This window comes from Neobacillus sp. PVCKKU3 (assembly GCF_058323225.1).
The window spans coordinates 68100-87850 of sequence record NZ_JBLVQN010000014.1 but is presented as its reverse complement, the minus strand read 5'-3'; the positions used below and the strand labels follow the sequence as shown (position 1 = coordinate 87850).

The 19751-nt window shown below is 39.5% G+C and carries 18 protein-coding genes and 1 other annotated feature; of the genes, 3 read left to right on the top strand and 15 right to left on the bottom strand.

Translation table 11 applies throughout. From position 1 onward, the window contains the following. Positions 1-13 precede the first annotated feature (13 nt). From opp3C to ACNQGS_RS11675, 3 genes are all read right to left on the bottom strand, one after another. Complete coding sequence (gene opp3C, locus ACNQGS_RS11685; protein WP_491487433.1) at positions 14-1036, bottom strand: oligopeptide ABC transporter permease; 1023 nt, start codon at positions 1034-1036, stop codon at positions 14-16. Further along, the gene (gene opp3b, locus ACNQGS_RS11680) at positions 1033-1965 is read right to left on the bottom strand and encodes an oligopeptide ABC transporter permease (RefSeq protein WP_491487432.1); all 933 of its coding nucleotides are present in this window, start codon (positions 1963-1965) and stop codon (positions 1033-1035) included. Before opp3b ends, opp3C begins: the two co-directional genes overlap by 4 nt. Before the next feature lie 110 nt (positions 1966-2075). Next, positions 2076-3782 carry a peptide ABC transporter substrate-binding protein gene (locus tag ACNQGS_RS11675; RefSeq protein ID WP_491487431.1) on the bottom strand — a complete coding sequence of 569 codons (1707 nt, stop codon included), beginning with the start codon at positions 3780-3782 and terminating at the stop codon, positions 2076-2078. 624 nt (positions 3783-4406) lie between these two features. Then, positions 4407-4624, top strand: a binding site (T-box leader). A 48-nt stretch (positions 4625-4672) separates the two neighbouring features. On the opposite strand from ACNQGS_RS11675, the gene trpS reads away from it, so the two are divergent. Continuing rightward, on the top strand, positions 4673-5662 hold the full coding sequence (gene trpS, locus ACNQGS_RS11670) for a tryptophan--tRNA ligase (protein WP_491487430.1): 990 nt from the start codon (positions 4673-4675) through the stop codon (positions 5660-5662). Between the two features lie 58 nt (positions 5663-5720). Here the strand turns inward: trpS and ACNQGS_RS11665 are convergent, their stop codons facing one another. The 9 genes from ACNQGS_RS11665 to ACNQGS_RS11625 all read right to left on the bottom strand — a co-directional run bounded on the left by ACNQGS_RS11665 (position 5721) and on the right by ACNQGS_RS11625 (position 15999). Continuing rightward, a complete protein-coding gene (locus ACNQGS_RS11665) occupies positions 5721-6467 on the bottom strand; it encodes a YjbA family protein (protein WP_213141006.1) in 747 nt (248 codons plus the stop codon). Between the two features lie 228 nt (positions 6468-6695). Beyond that, positions 6696-7607 carry an oligopeptide ABC transporter permease gene (gene opp4C, locus ACNQGS_RS11660; RefSeq protein WP_491487429.1) on the bottom strand — a complete coding sequence of 304 codons (912 nt, stop codon included), beginning with the start codon at positions 7605-7607 and terminating at the stop codon, positions 6696-6698. Positions 7608-7620: 13 nt separating this feature from the next. Beyond that, entirely contained in the window at positions 7621-8586 is a 966-nt protein-coding gene (gene opp4B, locus ACNQGS_RS11655) for an oligopeptide ABC transporter permease (RefSeq protein WP_378580880.1), read from the bottom strand. Between the two features lie 184 nt (positions 8587-8770). Beyond that, a complete protein-coding gene (gene opp4A / locus ACNQGS_RS11650; protein WP_491487428.1) occupies positions 8771-10486 on the bottom strand; it encodes an oligopeptide ABC transporter substrate-binding protein in 1716 nt (571 codons plus the stop codon). Positions 10487-10647: 161 nt separating this feature from the next. Further along, positions 10648-11658 carry an ABC transporter ATP-binding protein gene (locus tag ACNQGS_RS11645; RefSeq protein WP_491487427.1) on the bottom strand — a complete coding sequence of 337 codons (1011 nt, stop codon included), beginning with the start codon at positions 11656-11658 and terminating at the stop codon, positions 10648-10650. Next, positions 11658-12680, bottom strand: a complete 1023-nt coding sequence (locus ACNQGS_RS11640) for an ABC transporter ATP-binding protein (RefSeq protein WP_491487426.1) — start codon at positions 12678-12680, stop codon at positions 11658-11660. The genes ACNQGS_RS11645 and ACNQGS_RS11640 overlap by 1 nt, the downstream gene beginning before the upstream one ends. A gap of 149 nt (positions 12681-12829) precedes the next feature. Beyond that, on the bottom strand, positions 12830-13624 hold the full coding sequence (locus ACNQGS_RS11635) for a DUF2268 domain-containing putative Zn-dependent protease (protein WP_464493420.1): 795 nt from the start codon (positions 13622-13624) through the stop codon (positions 12830-12832). A 130-nt stretch (positions 13625-13754) separates the two neighbouring features. Then, positions 13755-14993, bottom strand: coding sequence for a beta-ketoacyl-ACP synthase II (fabF, locus tag ACNQGS_RS11630; protein ID WP_491487425.1), 1239 nt, complete (start codon positions 14991-14993; stop codon positions 13755-13757). 73 nt (positions 14994-15066) lie between these two features. Then, complete coding sequence (locus tag ACNQGS_RS11625) at positions 15067-15999, bottom strand: beta-ketoacyl-ACP synthase III (RefSeq protein WP_213141014.1); 933 nt, start codon at positions 15997-15999, stop codon at positions 15067-15069. Positions 16000-16190: 191 nt separating this feature from the next. Here ACNQGS_RS11625 and ACNQGS_RS11620 point away from each other — a divergent pair, with 191 nt between their 5' ends. Further along, positions 16191-16517, top strand: a complete 327-nt coding sequence (locus tag ACNQGS_RS11620) for a hypothetical protein (protein WP_491487424.1) — start codon at positions 16191-16193, stop codon at positions 16515-16517. Positions 16518-16550: 33 nt separating this feature from the next. Here the strand turns inward: ACNQGS_RS11620 and ACNQGS_RS11615 are convergent, their stop codons facing one another. The 3 genes from ACNQGS_RS11615 to ACNQGS_RS11605 form a co-directional block, all read right to left on the bottom strand. Then, positions 16551-17495 (bottom strand): BMP family ABC transporter substrate-binding protein, encoded by a 945-nt coding sequence (locus tag ACNQGS_RS11615; RefSeq protein WP_491487423.1) that lies wholly within the window; start codon positions 17493-17495, stop codon positions 16551-16553. Between the two features lie 141 nt (positions 17496-17636). Continuing rightward, positions 17637-18494 (bottom strand): Rossmann-fold NAD(P)-binding domain-containing protein, encoded by an 858-nt coding sequence (locus tag ACNQGS_RS11610; RefSeq protein ID WP_491487422.1) that lies wholly within the window; start codon positions 18492-18494, stop codon positions 17637-17639. Positions 18495-18571: 77 nt separating this feature from the next. Further along, entirely contained in the window at positions 18572-19294 is a 723-nt protein-coding gene (locus ACNQGS_RS11605) for an alpha/beta fold hydrolase (protein WP_491487421.1), read from the bottom strand. 232 nt (positions 19295-19526) lie between these two features. On the opposite strand from ACNQGS_RS11605, the gene ACNQGS_RS11600 reads away from it, so the two are divergent. Next, positions 19527-19709: a YjzD family protein gene (locus tag ACNQGS_RS11600; protein WP_213141324.1), complete on the top strand. Its 183-nt coding sequence runs from the start codon at positions 19527-19529 to the stop codon at positions 19707-19709. Positions 19710-19751: the final 42 nt, after the last annotated feature.

The window sequence follows — 19751 nt, the reverse complement described above, 5'->3', positions numbered from 1 at the left end:
CGATTCACCTGCCTTAATCACGCATTTTTGGATCTAATGCATCTCGTAATCCATCTGCTACCAAGTTGAAGCAAACCATGATTAAAGCAATCATGATGGATGGAATAATCATTTGATATGGAAATGCAATCATCGATTTAAAGCCATCTTCAACTAATGTACCTAATGATGCATGAGGTTCCTGTAATCCTAATCCAATAAAGCTCAGGAATGCTTCGAAGAAAATAGCATTTGGGATAGAAAACATTGTGTTAATGATAATTACTCCGAACATGTTTGGAATCATATGTTTGAAAACAATTGATGTATCCGATGCTCCTAATGTTTTGGCAGCCAAGACAAATTCTTGGTTTTTAAATTTTAATACTTGAGCACGTACCACCCGGGCCATACTAGTCCAGCCGGTAATCGTTAAAGCTACAATTATCGGAACAATACCCGGTTTTAATACAAGAATCATCAAAACAACAATGATTAGATTCGGAATACCGACGATAACCTCTATAATCCTCTGCAAAATACTGTCTACTCGTCCGCCTAAATAACCTGATACCGCACCATATGTTACACCAATCAGCATATCGATTAATGCTGCCATAAAAGCGATAAATAAGGAAACTTGCGTCCCTGTCCAAACACGGGCAAACAGATCCCGGCCAAGAGCGTCTGTACCAAACCAATAATACTTGTCTACCTTCCGCACCTCGTAGGCGTTATATTCTGTCCCGTTTCTACGAGTCAAGGTTCCATCGAAAGGAAGCCAGTGCACATTTTCAAGCCCTTGAATTCTTGGAGGCAGATTATTGTGTTTTGTATTCTGGGCATCGTATTCATACGGTGAAATCATTGGACCAACAAAAGCCATGATGATTAAAATACCAAGAATAACAATACTAACCACGGCGCCCTTATTTTTTCGTACGCGAAGCCAAGAATCTTGCCAAAAATTCAAGCTAGGTTTAGCAATTTTTTCACTTTTTGATGGATCAATATGGGCGGGCGCAAACATATCTTTAGAAATTTCTTGATTCATCATTTTGCTTTCCCCCCAGAAATACGAATACGTGGATCAATGACCCCGTAAAGAATATCAACCACAAGTATTACGACAACAAATAATGCCGCAAATAAAAGATTTGTACCCATAATGACAGGATAATCGTTGGTGGCAATCGATTTGACAAACTGCTCCCCTAGTCCAGGAATCGCAAAAATCTTTTCAATAACCAATGAACCTGTCATCAAGCTAACAGCTAAAGGCCCTAAAACTGTGACAACGGGAATTAAGGCATTTCTTACCGCATGCTTTAAACTGATTTGCCAGTAGCTAGCCCCTTTTGCTTTTGCTAAAGTAATATAATCCGATCCTAAAACCTCGATCATTTCTGTCCGCATAAACCGGGCTGCAATCGAAATTGGGAACATGGCTAAGGCGATAGTAGGAAGAACCGTATATTCAGGCCCCCGCCACAGCATGACCGGAAACCATCCCAATTTTACAGCCACGTAATATTGCAGCAAACCTGCAAATATAAAGGATGGGATAGATTTACCAACTACAGCAATAAATGTTGAACCATAGTCAACCCAAGTATTTTGTTTTAATGCAGCAATGGCACCCAATAGAATACCCAAAATGGACCCAACAATCATCGCTTGAAAACCTAGTACCGCAGATGGGCCAATACGGTTTGCAAGAAGTTCTGACACAGGGGTATTATTGAATTGGAAGGAAACTCCAAGGTCACCCTCAGCCAAGTTCTTTATATATTGAAAATATTGAACAGGCACGGGGTCGTTTAAGTTGTATTTTTCTAACAAGATTTCCTGTTGGACCTGCGAAAGCTTTTGGAAATTGTTAAATGGAGTTCCAGGAATTAATTTCATGAGGAAAAACGTGACCGATGCAACAATGAATAGTGTAATAATCATATAAACGAAACGTTGCACTAAATATTTCGCCATGCCTACACCTCCTAATTGGTGAAATTTTCGTCTTTTTTCGACAATTCTGATACAGGTAAAAAGAGAGTATATTTGAAAATATACTCTCTTTTCTATTTGATTAGTGTTACTTATTTTGTAATTTTAATCCACTGATAGCTATAGTCAGGGCCAAAGGCATGGTGTGCAAAGCCTTTAACTTTTGGATTAATTAATAGGTTAACGGAACGTTGGTACATAGGAGCAAGTGCTGCATCCTTTTCAAGTAATAGCTCTTCAGCTTTTTGAAGTGTTTTCCAGCGTTCTTCTGGCTTAGCAGATAGATCTTCGTTAGCAGCCTTGATTAACTTATCGTATTCAGGGTTGCTGTAATCCATTCTGTTGTGTTCGCCGCCAGTTAACCATAGATCCATGAATGTCATTGGGTCAGCATAGTCTGGTCCCCAACCGCCGAATAATAAATCATATTCCTGTTTATTTTCACGGTCGATACGAATCTTAAATGGTACTGCATTCAATTCAAGCTTTAACCCAGGAAGGTTTTTCTCTAACTCGCCTTTTACGAACGCGTCAGTTAACTTCGAAGTCTCAGTGTCACCGCCAACATATACTAAGCTGATTTCTTTAACTCCAAGTTCTTGTAAACCTTTTTCCCAATATTTCTTAGCTTCTTCTTTGTTAGTCTTCAAGTATTCCTTAGTTGTTGCACGGAAATCTTTATTATCTAAGAAAGTAAATTCTTTTGGTACAAGGAAGTTTGCTGCAATAGAACCGTTAGCTAATACATCGTCTACCATTGCTTTTTTATCTACTGATAAAGCAATTGCTTTACGGATGTTTAAGTTTTTCAATGCTGGGTTCTTTTCGTTCATTTTAATCCAGAAAATAGATGGTTCTACATAACGCACTAATTCGTCAGAACCTTCGAATTGCGAAATGATTGCAGCTTGTGCAAGCTTTGGTGAAATATCAGCTTCGCCAGCAGTAAAGGCGTTTGCAGAAGCCTGCGGATCTTTCGATACGTTAAAGTTAATCTTTGTTAATGTTACATTTTTAGCATTCCAATAAGTATCGTTCTTTTCATATACCCATTCAGTAGCTGTTGGGCCATCCCATTTAGTTAACTTGAATGGTCCATTGTAAAGGATGTGAGCTGCATCTTTCGCATAGTCAGCGCCTTGTGCCTCAACAAACTTTTGGTTTTGCGGATAGAACATTGGGAATGTTAGATAAGACTCAATATATGGAACTGGTCTTACTAGGTCAATTTCCAAAGTATTGTCGTCAACAGCTTTAATTCCTAAAGTTTTGATATCTTCAGCAGTAGCTTTGTCTTTCTTGGCTACGATCTCTTCAGCGCCTTTGACTTTCCCAGCCATGAAGTACGGGCCGTATGTAGAAGCTGTTTTTGGATCGATAGCTCTCTGCCATGCATAAACGAAGTCGTTTGCAGTAACAGGGTCACCGTTAGACCATTTTAAATCCTTCTTTAATTTGATTGTTAAAACAGTTTTGTCATCATTATATTTAGGCATTTCCGCTGCAACTGCTGGGATAACCTTTTGATCAGCATCCAGACGGTATAAACCTTCATTTACGTTGCTGATTGTTGTAAAGCTGACAGTATCTTCAGCAAGTACACTATCCATAGACGGAATTTCAGATGATTCAAGAACATTCAGTTCCTGTTTATCAGCAAGCTGCTCTTCTTTAGGAGCATTCTTGGTACCTTCTTTTTCCTTACCAGTGTCTTTATTACCGCCGCCTGAACATGCTGCAAGAAACATGCTAAGTACTAGCGATAATACTAAAAGTAGTGAAAGTTTTGATTTCTTCACTAGTAGACCTCCCTTTTCTATTATTCTGAAAAATTACTACATTCTCTATTATACATATTTTCATTCTCTTGTACATTACTTTTTGAAAATTAATTTACATTTTCGAGACAATTCTTACGTATGAATTACAATTTACTATGTTATAATTTATATTTATAAAGGTTTTTTCGCGTTATCAAACCTTACAATACAACGTTTCGGAGGAATAATAGTGAAATTTTTCCCTAATAAAAGTATAATATTGGTAGCGTTTACACAGCTTTTCATTTTCATTTTATCCTTTATTTTTTACGGCGAAATTTCTATTGTTAGCTATATCAATATATCTTTTTATATCTCATTTGCTCTGCTCCTTTCTTTTTTGCTTATTTTTACCATTCAAAGTGGTTTTTATGATGCGATTTTCAAGTCCTTCAACTTCGCTCTATCGTTTAGGACTAATAAACGGAGATTCGAGGATGTTCCCGGTTTATCAGAACTTATCACGATTAATAAAAACCCCTTCCTTTTTTATGCAATTATAAATGGCCTTTTTATGGTCATTGCCCTTGTTGTTTATTATGTTTTACTGACTTGAAATGAAATATGTAAATCATTTATAATGGGAAATAATTAAATAACAGTAAAAAAGCATTGAAAAAGAGTAGTACGTATCGTCCTTTGTTTTTAGAGAGTTTGTGGGTGGTGGGAACAAACACAAAGAAATACGGAATGGACTTTGGAGCTTCTTTCTGAGCCTTTATAAAAGGAAAAGTAAGAGTAGACGTTCCCCGCGTTAAAGGGTTTTAAAGTGACTCATTTTTGAGTAATTAGGGTGGTACCGCGAGCCATTCGTCCCTATTTTTGGGGATGAATGGCTTTTTTTATCTATTTGTTTAGGAGGATTTTTTATGAAGACAATATTTTCGGGAATTCAGCCAAGTGGAACAATCACACTTGGTAACTATATTGGTGCACTTAAGCAATTCGTGGAGCTGCAGAATGAATATAATTGCTACTTCTGCATCGTCGACCAGCATGCAATAACTGTCCCGCAAGATCCCGCAACTTTGAGAAAGAACATCCGCAGCTTGGCTGCCTTGTATATTGCAGTAGGAATCGATCCGGAAAAAGCGACATTGTTTATCCAATCGGAAGTTCCCGCTCATGCTCAAGCCGGATGGTTAATGCAATGTGTGTCCTATATCGGAGAATTGGAGCGTATGACCCAATTTAAGGATAAATCGGCAGGAAAAGAGGCTGTATCTGCTAGTTTATTAACCTACCCTCCATTAATGGCGGCAGATATTTTATTATATAATGCTGATCTTGTTCCAGTAGGAGAAGACCAAAAACAACATTTAGAGCTTACACGTGACCTTGCTGAAAGATTTAATAAAAAATATAGAGAAATACTCACGATACCAGAAGTGCGCATTCCGGAGGTCGGTGCCCGTATTATGTCCTTGCAGGACCCGACTAAGAAAATGAGCAAATCCGATCCAAATCAAAAAGCATTCCTTGCATTGCTTGATGATCCAAAACAAATTGAAAAGAAAATTAAAAGTGCTGTGACCGATTCAGAAGGAATTGTTAAGTATGACAAAGAAAATAAACCTGGTATTTCAAATCTTTTATCCATATACTCCATCTTAGGAAATAAGACTATTGCAGAACTTGAAGAGATGTACCATGGAAAAGGTTATGGGGACTTCAAGGGTGATTTGGCTGATGTTGTTATTAATGCATTTAAACCAATCCAAGATAAATACTATGAATTAATGGAATCAAATGAATTAGATGAAATATTAGACCTTGGTGCCGAGAAAGCCAATAAAGTGGCCAGCAAAACCCTGAAAAAAATGGAGAATGCCATGGGACTAGGAAGAAAGCGCAAATAGACGTAAAAAAAGCCTGAACCGCAAAAGGAATGAAATATATTCCTTTTGGGTCAGGCTTTTAGTTTACCTTTGGACCGTGTTCCATTTCCCAAAGCTTCTCAAAAAATGGCTGTCCCTTTATTAAATTTTCACAAAAGATTTCGTGTTTTTTAGACCAACCAAATTTGATTTCTTCATAAAGCTGTTCCCAGGCATCAGCAAAATTAAGTTCTTGGATTGTTTGATAGCGTTCTGGGCACCACTCAGTAAACCAATAACGAATCTCCGCTTCATTATTCGATGAAAACAACTGATCTAAAGCCATAAACAGAAGCTGCTTAATCTGCCGTTCTTTTCTTGTCAAGCCCAGCATTAACGTAGGCTCTGGAGAAAGAATATGGAAGTCCTTTTTACTCGACTGATTATAAAATACAAATTCTTTTGGTTCATGATTGCTGATCATTTCATACACAAGCTGTTCCTGTCTTGGTATTAACCGGCTTTTTCGAATCGGAATATTATAGCCAATCGTATCAACAGCAAGAATTCCTACCCCATCGGTTACCACAAAGCAGTAATCCAATTGGATCCGTTCATGGTTTTTTCTTAAATACGCTTTTTGAAAAATATCATCTAGAAGCTGTTGTGGCAATTCAGATAAATCATTTTCAATATAGTTAAAAAGAATTGGCTCCACTTTTAGCAGCGGTACTTGGTCAAGTAGTTCAACTCCGTCATCCTTGCGCCATTCGTGGAAGTGGCAGACATTATAACCGTTTTCTTCTCCTTCAAACCAATTCACCCATACATCATGAAGATATAACATTGTATAATCCCTCACTTCAAGAAACTGTTTGTCAATCAGTATGGGCAGGCTACAGTTAAATTATTCCTTTATATACATTTTGCTCCTACCCTTTCATATTAATAGTAATTTTGTCCTATAAAGGATTTGTTAACTTGTGCTATTGGGCCTGTTCAACAGCCTAATAAAAAGCTTTCGAAAGTTTTCTTGGTGAAATGAAAAAAATCTACCATGTATGGATGGTAGATTTTATCTTCTTGATTTAGGGTTGAAAGCGTCTTTTAGGCCTTCACCAATAAAGTTGATGGATAAAATGGTCATGGTGATGATGAGTGCCGGCGGCATCCATATCCAGAGCTTAAATTGAAGCACATCAGGTTCATTTGCTGAATTCAGCATATTTCCCCAACTCGGCGTTTCTTGCGGAACACCAAATCCAAGGTAACTCAATGCTGATTCAATAACAATCATTGAGGCAAATGTGATGGTTGCCTGAACAATGATTGTTGACAAAACGTTAGGCAACAGATGTTTAACAATTACCTTTGCTGGTGAGCAGCCGATGGAAACTGCTGCAATGATATATTCGTTTTCTTTTTCGGCAAGAATCTTACTGCGGACAATCCGGGCAATACCTCCCCAATACAGAAGACTGATAACCGCAATTAACACCCATAGTCCACTTACTTTACCAAAGAAAATAGCATTAATAACAATAACAAAAACCAAGAACGGAAAATTTAAGATAAAATCAGTAAATCTCATTAACAGATTATCAACTGCTCCGCCAAAATAACCTGCCACAGAGCCGACCAATGTCCCAATAAAAATAACAAAAAGCGTACAGCTTAATCCAACCAATAGCGAAATCCTTCCGCCATAAAGCAGTCTTGTAAACACATCCCGGCCTGATTTATCTGTTCCAAGCCAGTGTTTACTTGAAGGCTCCAACGACATTTCTCCAATATTTACCCTCGTGATATCCGCCGTCGTGATATAAGGGGCCAAAAAGGAGATAATCGCAACAATAACTAAAAAAACGAAACTAATCATTGCGAGTTTATTCTGAACGAACTTTTTTCTGGCGATTGCCCAAGGAGATAAGCTCTTATTCGGGGGTGGTGCCGATATATTGGTATCCTTTTGTGTAACAATTTGCATCTTTTCTCCCCCTTTAATCTAACCTGATTCTCGGGTCTACAACACCATATAAAACATCAGCAACCAGGTTTCCGATTAGTGTTAAGAATGAGAACAACATGGTCAATGTCATTAAAACTGGATAATCCCTTGTTCCAACTGATTGCAGGAATAGCTGTCCAAGACCCGGATATGTAAATATTGTTTCCGTAATGATGGCACCGCTAATAATCGCAACAAGGTCAAATCCCAAAAAGGTAATCAATGGAATAATCGAATTCCTTAAAATGTGAACATTATAGATTTTTCTTTCAGGCGTCCCTTTCGCGCGTGCCGTACGAACAAAATCCTTTCGACTGTTTTCGATAATATCGTTACGTAAAAATTGTGTATAACTTGCTGTACTTAATAAACCTAGTACAATGGCTGGCAACAATACATGATGGAGGCGGCTTAACCAATATTCCAATGTCCCATCCGTCACCCCGATATCAACTGAACCATTGGAAGGAAACCATCCTAAAGTAAAGGAAAATAAGTATATCGCAAATACACCGGCGATAAACGATGGTATGGATAACCCTAAATAGTTTAATCCCCCTATAAAATTATCTCCAAATGTATACGGTTTTCGACCTGCATATGATCCCATAAAGAAAGCGAGAATATAAGTTATAAGTATGGATGTAATACCTAGCATAAGGGTATTAGGAAGGCGTTCGGATATAACATCTGCCACAGGAATTTTAAAGCGGGTTGACTTGCCAAAATCCCCTTGGACAAAATTTTCGATCCAGCGTAAATATTGCTGAGGCATCGGATCATTATAGCCCAATTTTTCCCTCATCTCAGCGATATATTGAGGATCAGTATTCCGTGGGTCAATTTCTCCACTGATGCCGTCACCCGGCATTAATTTTGCTAAAGTAAAAACGACGATGGAGATGAGGAATAACATTGGAATCATGCCCAAAATTCTTCGAAATGAGTACTTCAGCATGTGCATTCTCCTTGTCTATAACTATGTTAAATACATTGTTGCAATTACCTTTCTATTAACTGGGAGAGTCATCGAAGGTTTCTCTGGCCGTCTTCTGATGACTCATCCCAGTAAAAATCAAAAGGTTTTCATTTTCAAAAGGTTAAGTCATTTAGCATAGTTTAATGCTGTTAATCTGCTGCTATTATTGCTTAATCCACCATTCATTTGGACGGTTCATACCAGATACATCGAATTTAACGCCATTTACACGCTTGCTGACTGCCATTGTTTCTTCAAGTTCAGCAATCGGTAAAACTGGAAGGTCCTTCATGAACAGCTTTTGCCATTGGACATATAGATCTTTACGTTTGTTGTTATCAGTACCAACAACATTAATGTCAAGAGCTTCATCTAATAGCTTATCGCTTTCTGGATTTACCCAGCGAGGATAGTTCCAAAGAGCCTTAGATCCCCAAAGTGGAGTTGGGTCTGGATCGGCACCAGTTGACCAGCCGCCGAAGAATACTTCCATGGACTTATCTGCTTTTTCAAGCTGATCGTAGTAAAGGTTGAAGTCAACCATAGAAACCTTTGTCTTTAAGCCAACTGCATCCCAATATTGTGCCATTGCTTTCGCACGTGCTTCAAATGTTGGGTTTTGTGTTGCATAGTGAGAGAAGTTCACAACAAATTCCTTACCGTTTGGATCTTCACGGAAGCCATCACCGTTTACATCCTTATATCCTGCTTCATCTAACAATGATTTTGCTTTCTTCGGATCATATTTGTATTGCTCTAATTGATCATTTGGTGCTGCAATCCAGTGGTTAGTTGGAATTGGCCGGTTAACCGGCTTACCTACCCCGAAAAAGAACGCTTTAACCCACTCTTCACGGTTAATTGCGTAGTACATCGCTTCACGAAGCTTCTTTTCTTGGTATTTCGGTTCGTTCATGACGTTCTTTTCGCCATCCCAAGTACCTAAGCGGAAACCAACATAGTAGAAGCTTACACCTGGGTAAGTGATGGTATTTACATTATCAAGCGCTTTTACTTGATCGATAATGCTTGGGTGGAATGAAGTCATGTCAAGTGTACCGTTTTTAAGTTCGCCGACAGATAGAGATGGGTCGATTACTTTTACAACTAACTTTTCAATATGCGGTTTGCCGCCAAAGTAATCATCGAAGCGTTCCATCTCAACGGACTCACCTGGAACGATTTTTGTTACTTTAAATGGTCCAAGACCTACTGGCTTAGTGCGGACTGTTTCAGCGCTCATCATATCTTTAACAGCTACACCTTTAAAAGCAGTACGGTTCATTGGGTATGTCCAAAGATTATCCAGGTTGTTTACGCGTGCTTTGTCAAAAGTGATTTGGATATGATAATCGTCAGTAACTTTAATACCTTCGATTTTGTCAGTTTTTCCATCATGGAAATCCTGGGCGCCTACGATGTTTCTTACGTTATCGAAACGAGGGCCTTCATAATCTTTGTCAGCGATCGTGTATAATGCGAATTCCCAGTCCTTCACTGAAAGTTCGTCACCATTGTGCCATTTAACACCTTTTTTGATTTCAAAATCAAATACTTTGTTATCGGCAGTTTTCCAGGAAGCAATATGCGGCTGTGCTTTTAATTGCGCATCATAGTCAATTAAATTTTCGTCAAAAAGATCGATTACTTGAGCATCAACTGCATCGCCATAGAAGGAATAGTTAAATACTCCTTTTGGAGAAGAATCAAGCGCATATACTAATGTACCGCCATCTTGAGGTTTATCTGCAGTTTCGCCAGATTTCCCTCCGTTTTCTTCTTTCTTAGTACCGGCTTTTTCGCCGCCGGAGCATGCTGCTAAAAATGCTGATAATACGAGCATTAAAGCTGCAAGCCAAAGCATACTTCTCTTCTTCATTTGTTTCCCCCCTAAATAAATTTTACTGCTTTGGTAGTGTCCAGCTTCAGCGCCTAGGGGCTCGGGGTCATAAGCCAATCCGTCAAGAATGCTAAAAAGCAGCATTCTCGCCGGCTCGTCTTATGCCTGTCGCCCCTGGTCAAGGCGCTTCCGCTTTTCTACTAATAAAGGTGGCAAGCTACTCGGTGAGAAGGCTTCACCTCCTTTAAACCAGGTTTGCTTTTAGAACATTCCTCCATTGCCATTGGGCAGCGAGGATGGAATGGACAGCCTGCAGGAGGATTGATTGGGCTTGGCACATCTCCGGTTAAAATGATCCGCTCCTTCTTATGCCGTGGATCCGGATTTGGTATCGCGGAAATTAACGCCTGGGTATAAGGGTGCAAGGGTTCGGCATAAAGGCTATTTTTATCGGAAATCTCTACCATATTCCCTAAATACATAACCCCAATGCGATCACTCATATGTTTGACAACACTTAAATCGTGAGCAATAAAAAGAAAAGTCAGGTCAAATTCTTCCTGTAAATCCTTTAATAGATTTAATACTTGAGATTGCACGGATACGTCTAAAGCAGACACCGGTTCATCCGCTATTATCAATTTTGGCCGCAGCGCAAGGGCTCGGGCAATTCCAATCCGCTGGCGCTGCCCGCCAGAAAATTCATGCGCATATTTATAATAGGCATCTGGCGGCAAGCCTACCTTTTCTAACAAATCCATTACTTCATTTTTTAATTCAGATTTGCTTTTTTTGTGAAAGTTATAGATTGGTTCGGCAATAATATCCCCTACCATTTGCATTGGGTTCAAAGAAGCATAGGGATCCTGGAATACCATCTGCATATCTTGACGGATTTCCCGTAAATGTTTTCCGGAAATTTTCGTAATGTCTTTACCATCAAACAGAATACTGCCTTCAGTTGGTTTTAGCAGTCTTAAAATGGTCCTGCCCGCCGTGGATTTTCCGCAGCCGGATTCCCCTACAAGCCCTAGCGTTTCCCCCTTTTTAATCTCAAAGGATATATTATCAACCGCTTTGACATGGCCGACAGTCCGCTTAAAAAAGCCACCTTTAACAGGATAATAGGTTTTTAGATTTTGAATTTGTAATAGTGTTTCAGATTGAGAGGAAATTGCTTCTTGGTTGTTATGTACAGAAGTAGTTCTCATTACCTCACCCCTTCTCTTGGTTTACTTGTTTCATAGAGCAGGCAGGCAACTTCGTGGCCAAAATCGGTTTCAGCGAGAATTGGGGTTGTTGTCAGGCATTCTGGCATCGCCTTTGGACAGCGGTTCGCAAACCGGCAGCCGACCTTAGGCATATTCGTTAAAGAAGGTACGATTCCTTGAATGGAGCTAAGTCTTTCTTCCTCTTGTTCCATTTTTGGAACCGCTCCCAAAAGTAAAGTCGTATAAGGATGCTTCGGATGATAGAACAATGTTTCAACATCAGTTCGTTCAACGATTTTGCCGGCATACATAACGATGACTTCGTCACACATCTCGGCAACCACACCCAAATCGTGGGTAATTAAAATGACGGACATATCATTTACTTCCTGAATGCTTTTCAATAATTCGAGAATTTGTGCCTGAACCGTCACATCAAGGGCTGTAGTCGGCTCATCAGCAATTAACAATTTTGGCTGACAAGCAATCGCGATTGCAATCATAACCCGTTGTCTCATACCACCTGAAAGCTGATGCGGATACTCATCAACGATTTTTTCTGGGCGGGAGATTCCTACGCTTTTCAACAAAGCAATAGATTTCTGCCTAGCTTCTTTTTTTGATATTTTCGTATGGTTAAAAAGAACCTCTTCAAGCTGATATCCTATTGTAAAAACAGGGTTTAGAGAGGTCATTGGTTCTTGGAAGATCATTGAAATATCTTTTCCGCGAATTTTATTGATTTGTGCTTCAGTCATTTTTTCAAGATTAATGCCATCAAAAACGATTTCACCGGCATTAATTTTCCCTATCCCTTTAGGAAGCAGCTGCATGACCGACAAACTCATGACAGATTTACCGCAGCCTGATTCACCGACAACTCCGACAATTTGCCTCTGTTTAACCTTAAATGAAACATTATCGACAGCATTATAGAAAGTCCCGTCAATATCAAAGGCTGTTTCTAAATTTTTTACTTCTAGCAATGGTGCCTCTTTGAGTGATGATTTATTTGCGCTCATGCTACACCTTCTTACTTTTTTGTATTATTCTGTTAATTAGTTATATTTAAATAGAATTTTATTACAGAATTATTGCAATTGCAAGACTCTTTTAGTTAATTAGTCAATTCTGAATTAACTGAAATATAAAAAGCCTGAAAAATCAGGCTCTACCTGGAAAAATCAATGTTTTCTTTTAAATATTTTGAAGCAGGCTGCGTAAAACTTAGTTTTGTAGAATAATTTTGTTTCTCGTAGAATTTTCGGATAATATTATATCCTGCAGCATATCCGAGCAGTAGCGGAAATCTTCCCCCGCCATATAGAAGTTCATCATGAAGTTTTTGATTTTTACTAATATCTAGCTGTTTTTTTATATAACGATCCCAAAAATAAGAGATTTCCCTATCTGTATACATACGGCACCAGTTTGCTAAATATTCCTTGCCACAATGTTTATAGACAGCATATTCCGCAAGGCCCTCAATGATAAGGGAGTCCAAAAGGGTGTATTCTTTAAAATCTTTATTAAGTGCACGAAGCCTGCAGACATGATGATATTCATGTACAAATAAAGCTTCAACTTCTTTTAAATCTTCATAGCCGGAAAGAAACAGGAACATCTTATCAGGGAAAGATACCCCTGCCTTCCGCCTCTCATCTCTCCTAATAAATAACCCTCCTCTCTCATTTAACGGGAAAAGGAAAATGGGTATATTCGGTCCTGACCATTTCTTTACATAGATATTGAACAATTCTTCCACCCTGTCCCAGGCGTTGTATTCCTTCATTTCACTTAAATTATTTCGGGATTTCCAGGATGGCCGGTACATTCCAAAGTTTTGCAGCTGGTTATATATTTCATTGGCTTTTTGCCCCTTAAAATATGGGAGCAGCCGTTCACAGATTTTTATTGGACGATCAAAATCTTTTTCAAGCCATTGATCGGTTCTGATGATCCCCATTATTGCACCCCATTTAAGTGTTCATTCTAATTTATAGTTTATGATGGCTTTTTAGGGGTGGTTCTCGGTTGTCAAGGCGCTGTAACATAAAAAGAAAAGAGACCAAGATATTCTCGGTCCCCATTTCGTATTATTGATATTTTTTAAAGACAATGGTTGCGTTGTGACCGCCAAATCCTAATGAGTTGCTCATGGCAGCGTTGATTTCTTTCGGTCGTACTGCATTGACAACATAATCCAAGTCACATTCCGGATCTGGTGTCTCATAATTCATTGTTGGCGGAAGAATGCTCTCCTGAATAGCCCTAACGGTAATAATGGCTTCTACCGCCCCTGCAGCGCCAAGTAAATGTCCCGTCATCGATTTCGTTGAACTCATGGCTACCTTATAGGCATGTTCTCCAAAAACATCTTTAACAGCCATTGTTTCAAATTTATCGTTATATTCAGTACTTGTTCCGTGAGCGTTGATATAGTCGATATCCTCCGGTCTCAACCCGGCATCTTCGATTGCCATTTTCATTGCCCGGGCACCGCCTTCTCCTCCTGGCGCCGGTGCAGTGATATGATAGGCATCTCCGGTTGCTCCGTAACCGACAATCTCTGCATATATTTTTGCTCCGCGGGAGAGCGCATGCTCTAACTCTTCAAGAATAACGATTCCGGCACCCTCACCAATAACGAAGCCATCACGGTTTTTATCAAATGGACGGCTGGCCGTTTTTGGATCTGGGTTTGTCGATAAAGCTGTATTCGCACAGAAGCCTGCTACCGCCATTCTCGTAATCGGAGCCTCTGCACCGCCTGTTACCATGACATCGGCATCCCCGCGTTGAATGACTTTAAATGCATCCCCAATGGAATTTGTCCCTGTCGCACAAGCGGTAACGGTACACGAATTAAAACCTCTGGCGCCAAGTGTGATGGAAACCTGGCCAGTGGCCATGTCAGGAATCATCATCGGCACAAAGAACGGGCTGACCCGCTTGTAGCCTCTTTTTTGGAACATCTCAAATTGATTTTCAAAAGTTTCCATGCCGCCGATACCGGAACCAATCCAGACGCCGACACGGTGAGAGTTTTCTTCATTTATTGTTAAGTTCGCATCCTTTACAGCCATTAATGCACTGGCTACTGCATAATGCGTAAAACGATCCATTTTTCTTGCATCTTTTTTGTCAATAAAAGTTTCCGCATTAAAATCCTTGACCTCTGCCGCTACCTTGGCCGGATATTCATCAGCATTTAAGCGGGTAAGCGGCCCCACCCCTGATTTGCCTTCAATTATGCCTTTCCAAGTTGTTTCAGCATCATTTCCGAGTGGTGTTACCGCTCCAATGCCTGTCACAACTACCCTGCGTTTATTCATTTTTACAGCTCCTTTTTTAGGATTTCAAATTCCCTATAAATAAACCTTGTTCTATTATTAGCTAAACTTACGATTATTTGCCCCAGCGGATGGCAATGGCTCCCCATGTTAGGCCGCCGCCAAATCCAACCATCACGATTAGATCATCGTCTTTTAATTTACCTGCTTCCAACTCTTCAACTATCGAAATTGGAATTGAAGCTGCTGAAGTATTTCCGTATTTATGAACCGTTTTGGACATTTTTTCAACAGGCAGCTCCAATCTTTGTCTTGAAGCCTCCATAATCCTGATGTTCGCTTGGTGTGGAATCAGAAAATCTACGTCTTCTTTGCTTAAACCTGCTTTTTCAAGGACATTTATGCAGCTTTCTCCCATTTGCCTTACCGCAAATTTAAATACTTCACGGCCATTCATAATGATATATTCGTCCTGGTACAAATGCTTCGCTCCTGTACCATCTGCTCCAAGCTCAAAAGAAAGGATTCCCCTGTTTTCTGATACTGGTCCAATGATTGCAGCACCGGCACCATCTCCAAAAAGAACTGCCGTATTACGGTCATTCCAGTCGGTAATTTTTGAAAGCTTTTCGACTCCTACTACAAGGACATTTTTATAAACTTCAGACTCAATAAATTGTTTGGCTGTCACAATTCCATACATAAAACCTGCACATGCAGCGCTGACATCCATTGCTGCGGCTTTATGAGCACCTAATCTTTCTTGGATTTTACATGCGACTGACGGGAAAGGTGTATCCGGAGTTACTGTTGCTACTAAAATTAAATCCAGATCCTCCGCACGTATTCCTGCATCACTAATCGCTTTTTCAGCTGCAAAAAAGGCCATATCAGACGTATTTACATCATCTGCTGCGATTCTCCGCTCTTCAATACCTGTTCTTGTGCGAATCCATTCATCAGAGGTATCCATCATTTTCTCTAAATCAAAGTTGGTAACCACTTTTTCCGGTAAATATCTTCCAATACCAACAATGCCTGCTCGCATAATTCCATCTCCTTTGGATTATCCAAATACATTTAATATCAATTATTATGACTTGGTACTAATTTTATCAAATTAGAGCTTTGTTTAGCAATAGTTTCTTCCCGGATCTCTCCGCTAATGTACATTCCATTTATTGGCTTATTCATAAGGTAATACTAAACGAATTATTTTTGAAGGGAGTCAAATATGCTGTGGACGATCAGGAATTGAATGAACTGAGGGATTTTGGTAATGAAGAGGCGGAAGACTTTGACGGTTTAGCCAAGCATGATGGAACAGAGGAGAAGTGGGAGGAGGATCCATTCACGGCATTAATGTTCGGACATGGACGGGGGCGTCAGGGCCAGGGGACGGCCCAACATGATCCTCTTTTCCAGCACCCGCAATATCAGCCGCCGAATATTGATTACACGGAGATTATGGGGCATGTTGACACTTTAATGGAATCTGCCCGGGGATTAAAGCCCCTGTTTCAGAAAATTTATCCGTTTGTCGAACAGCTATGGAAAAAAAAATAAAGCTGCCTTTCAAAAGGGCAGCTTTATCCATAATTAAGGCAGATTGCCGGAATTTTTATAGGTCTCGATATAACTATCCATTTTATTGATAAAGCCCTTGTCTACTAAAGGGCTGTATTTGCCTAATGAAATGACACCATCTTGAAAATCAAAGGAAAGATTCCCCGACTTAAGTTTCTGGTTATTAAACTGGTCGGCCACCTTAACGTACAATTTATCGACCTGTTGAATCGTGCTGGTTAAGACCGTTGATTCTCCAAAATCAGATTGTTCAGAAACATAACCAATCACATATTGCCCTCTGTCTTTTACTCTTTCTATCACAGGTACGTTAAACCCATCCCCGGCAGGATAAACGACATCCACACCGGTATCAAGCATTCGATCCGCTAATTGGATGGCTTTATTATCATCATCCCAATTTCCGACATACTCAATACTTACATGGGTATTTTTATCCTCCGCCATAGCTCCTTGGTAAAACCCTTCGATTTCCGGCTGCCATTCATAGGCGGCCAGGACACCGACTTTATGCTGCTTTGACATATGGGCTGCAACCATCCCCCCAAAAAAGCCCATCGCATGCCCCTTGAAGTTCAGGCTGGTTGAGTTGGGTGTTTTGGCATCACCATTAAAACTGACAAAGTGAATATTAGGATAATCCTTTGAAATTTCATTAAAATATTCGGCGTATTCCGACCCGTGCCCGAAAATAAGATTGACCCCTTTTTGATCAAACTCTTTTACGGCCTTTTCCACTTTGGCCTCAGAATTCATGCCCTCTTTATAAAATACATCGATATTAAATTTGGATTGAATTTTTAACAGTCCATTAAATCCTTTCGTGGCCCACACTTGATCATTTACGGTATCTGGCACTAATAAGCCAGCCTTTTGCAGGTGGCCTTGTGCTTTTGTTTCCCCGCAAGCACTTAGTAAAAAAAGGCATAAAAAAATGATGCCGAAGCGGCTAAGCATTGAATGCAACTCCTTCGTACGGCGGCCTAGCTCTCAAACCTAAACTAAACTAACCTTTTAGTAAATCTTGTTAATTATTATTCTACCTGTTCAATAAATAATTGAAAAGTAAATTTCTTCGCTTCCCCCGTACAAAGGAGCCTATCGGCCATCATTTTCAAAATAATCGAGATACAGCATCCGAGTATGCTGCTTTTGTCTGTTCAGTGATTCAGTTAAATCAGTTATCTTTTTAACCGGCACTCTTACCGCATTATGGTCAGAGAGATGCGGCACTATCCGCCTTTTGGGCTGTTCCCACTGTTCCGTAATATTTAAATATGTGACACATTTATCCCAATAATTCTCCTGACCGCTTTCCACAATAAATGACCCTGATTCCTCTCCTTCAATCAGTTCAAGTATAGATTCAGCAGCATCTTCAACATATACCGCATCTTCAGTCCATTCCCTATCATTAATTGAAATGGCCATATCTGTAATGGCCGCAACAATGGCTTGTTGTATAAAAAAAGCGTTCGGCTGCCAAGGTCCGTAAGCAGAAGGCAGGTATATAATTTTGAATTCTTCCACCAGGTTTTTTATCTGCCTTTGAAAATCTAAAACAGCAGTTTCCTCGTTCGTCTCCAACATTTGCATAGGCAAAATAAAAAGTACCTCTATATTCCTATTATATTTTTTAAGATAATCCAATATTGTTTCTCTAACTTGCACATTTAATAAGAGATGTTCTTGACGGAGCATGTAAAGATCATAAATAGAAAAAATAAACAGTTGGTTTTCAGCAGATTGTTTCTGTATTTTTCTTCTCCATTGTGAGAAGGAGTACTCGGCAAAATTAGCATTTCTTCCCACTTCAAGCCTTTTTTCATCTAAATAAAGGATTTTGCTTGAATCCTCTAAATGGATACCGTCAACCTCAATGCCTTCATTTAATAACGTTTTACAAACGTGAAAACTGACAAAGTCGAAAACTCCCCAAATGACAGCCTTGTCCATTTCATCACCCTCCCCAAACTACCCTTACTGAATCCTATGCTCTTCAATAAGGAATTATTTCACTTGAGGAGGGATGGTCACAATACCGATTCGTGGCTGCTTAGAAATTTAACACACATTTTACCTAGCTGTTGCTTTTTTTCCAGAAGAATAAACGTTGGATTTATATTTGAGGGTCCGAGGATCTGTTGATATTGTTTCGATTGGTTATAGGATCTGCCGCCTGCCAAGATGTGGATGATTTGAATAGGGCAGTCGTAATTAAGATTTACCGTATCGTCCATTTTAGAAATGGCGCTTTCAAGGTCCTGCTGATTTGTTTGATAGGCTGCAACTAATTCCCTGATTAACTTTTTATAAAAAAATTTATGTTCCTTTTCTTGCTGGAGATGATGTTTTAACGAAAGCACAGGATTTAGGAGGATAACCGATCTGATGTTGTCTTTCATTTTCTCCATTAATTTTAGAGCAACTAGCGCGCCCATGCCCTCTGCCAAAATATGAATTTTTTGATTAAGAATTTCACTTCGAATGACATGCTGATACAAGCTTTGTGCAAGCTCAACCGCATGATCACTGCCCCAGTTCCGCCCATAAAGATTTGAGGAAAAAATGGTGTACCCTTTTTCTTTTAAATCGTTGATTATGATTTGCTTTCCTTCATTTTGAGTCCAAAAGCTTTTACTCTCGTCCACAAAATGCCGTTCATCTCCGATTACTAAGACCCCAAACCCGGTTGGCTTTTCAGGATAATAAATAATATTCCATTGGGAATCCATTTGAAAACACCGACATTCCATAGATAAAACTCCTTTTTCCATATTTCCTCATGATAATGTATGTCATTTCACAAAAGATGAATGGGGAATTGCCTATTTTTATTTGTAAAAGAAACCCTTTCATTAATTTCATATCATGTGGTAATATAAGATAGGATGTATAGAAAACTCGCCGATTGGCGAGCCCAAAAGGGCGAAGACAGAGGCGTAGTTGCACTTAATGCGTTAGGAAAGAATAGGCAGGTGAAAAAATATGCGTTTCTTTTGGACTTTTTTCTGGGCTTTTCTTTTAACAGAAATGCTTACATATGTAGTCAGCTCGATGTCCGGTGCGGCATTTGATTTCAAGCTTGGTGCCATTTTATCTGTAGGAATTACCATTTTAATTTTCGTTATTTCGACAGTTATTCCAAATGAGCCTGTTGAAAAACACTAAGACTTGTTTAAAAAGGTCCTCCCCCAATTGGAGGACCTTTTT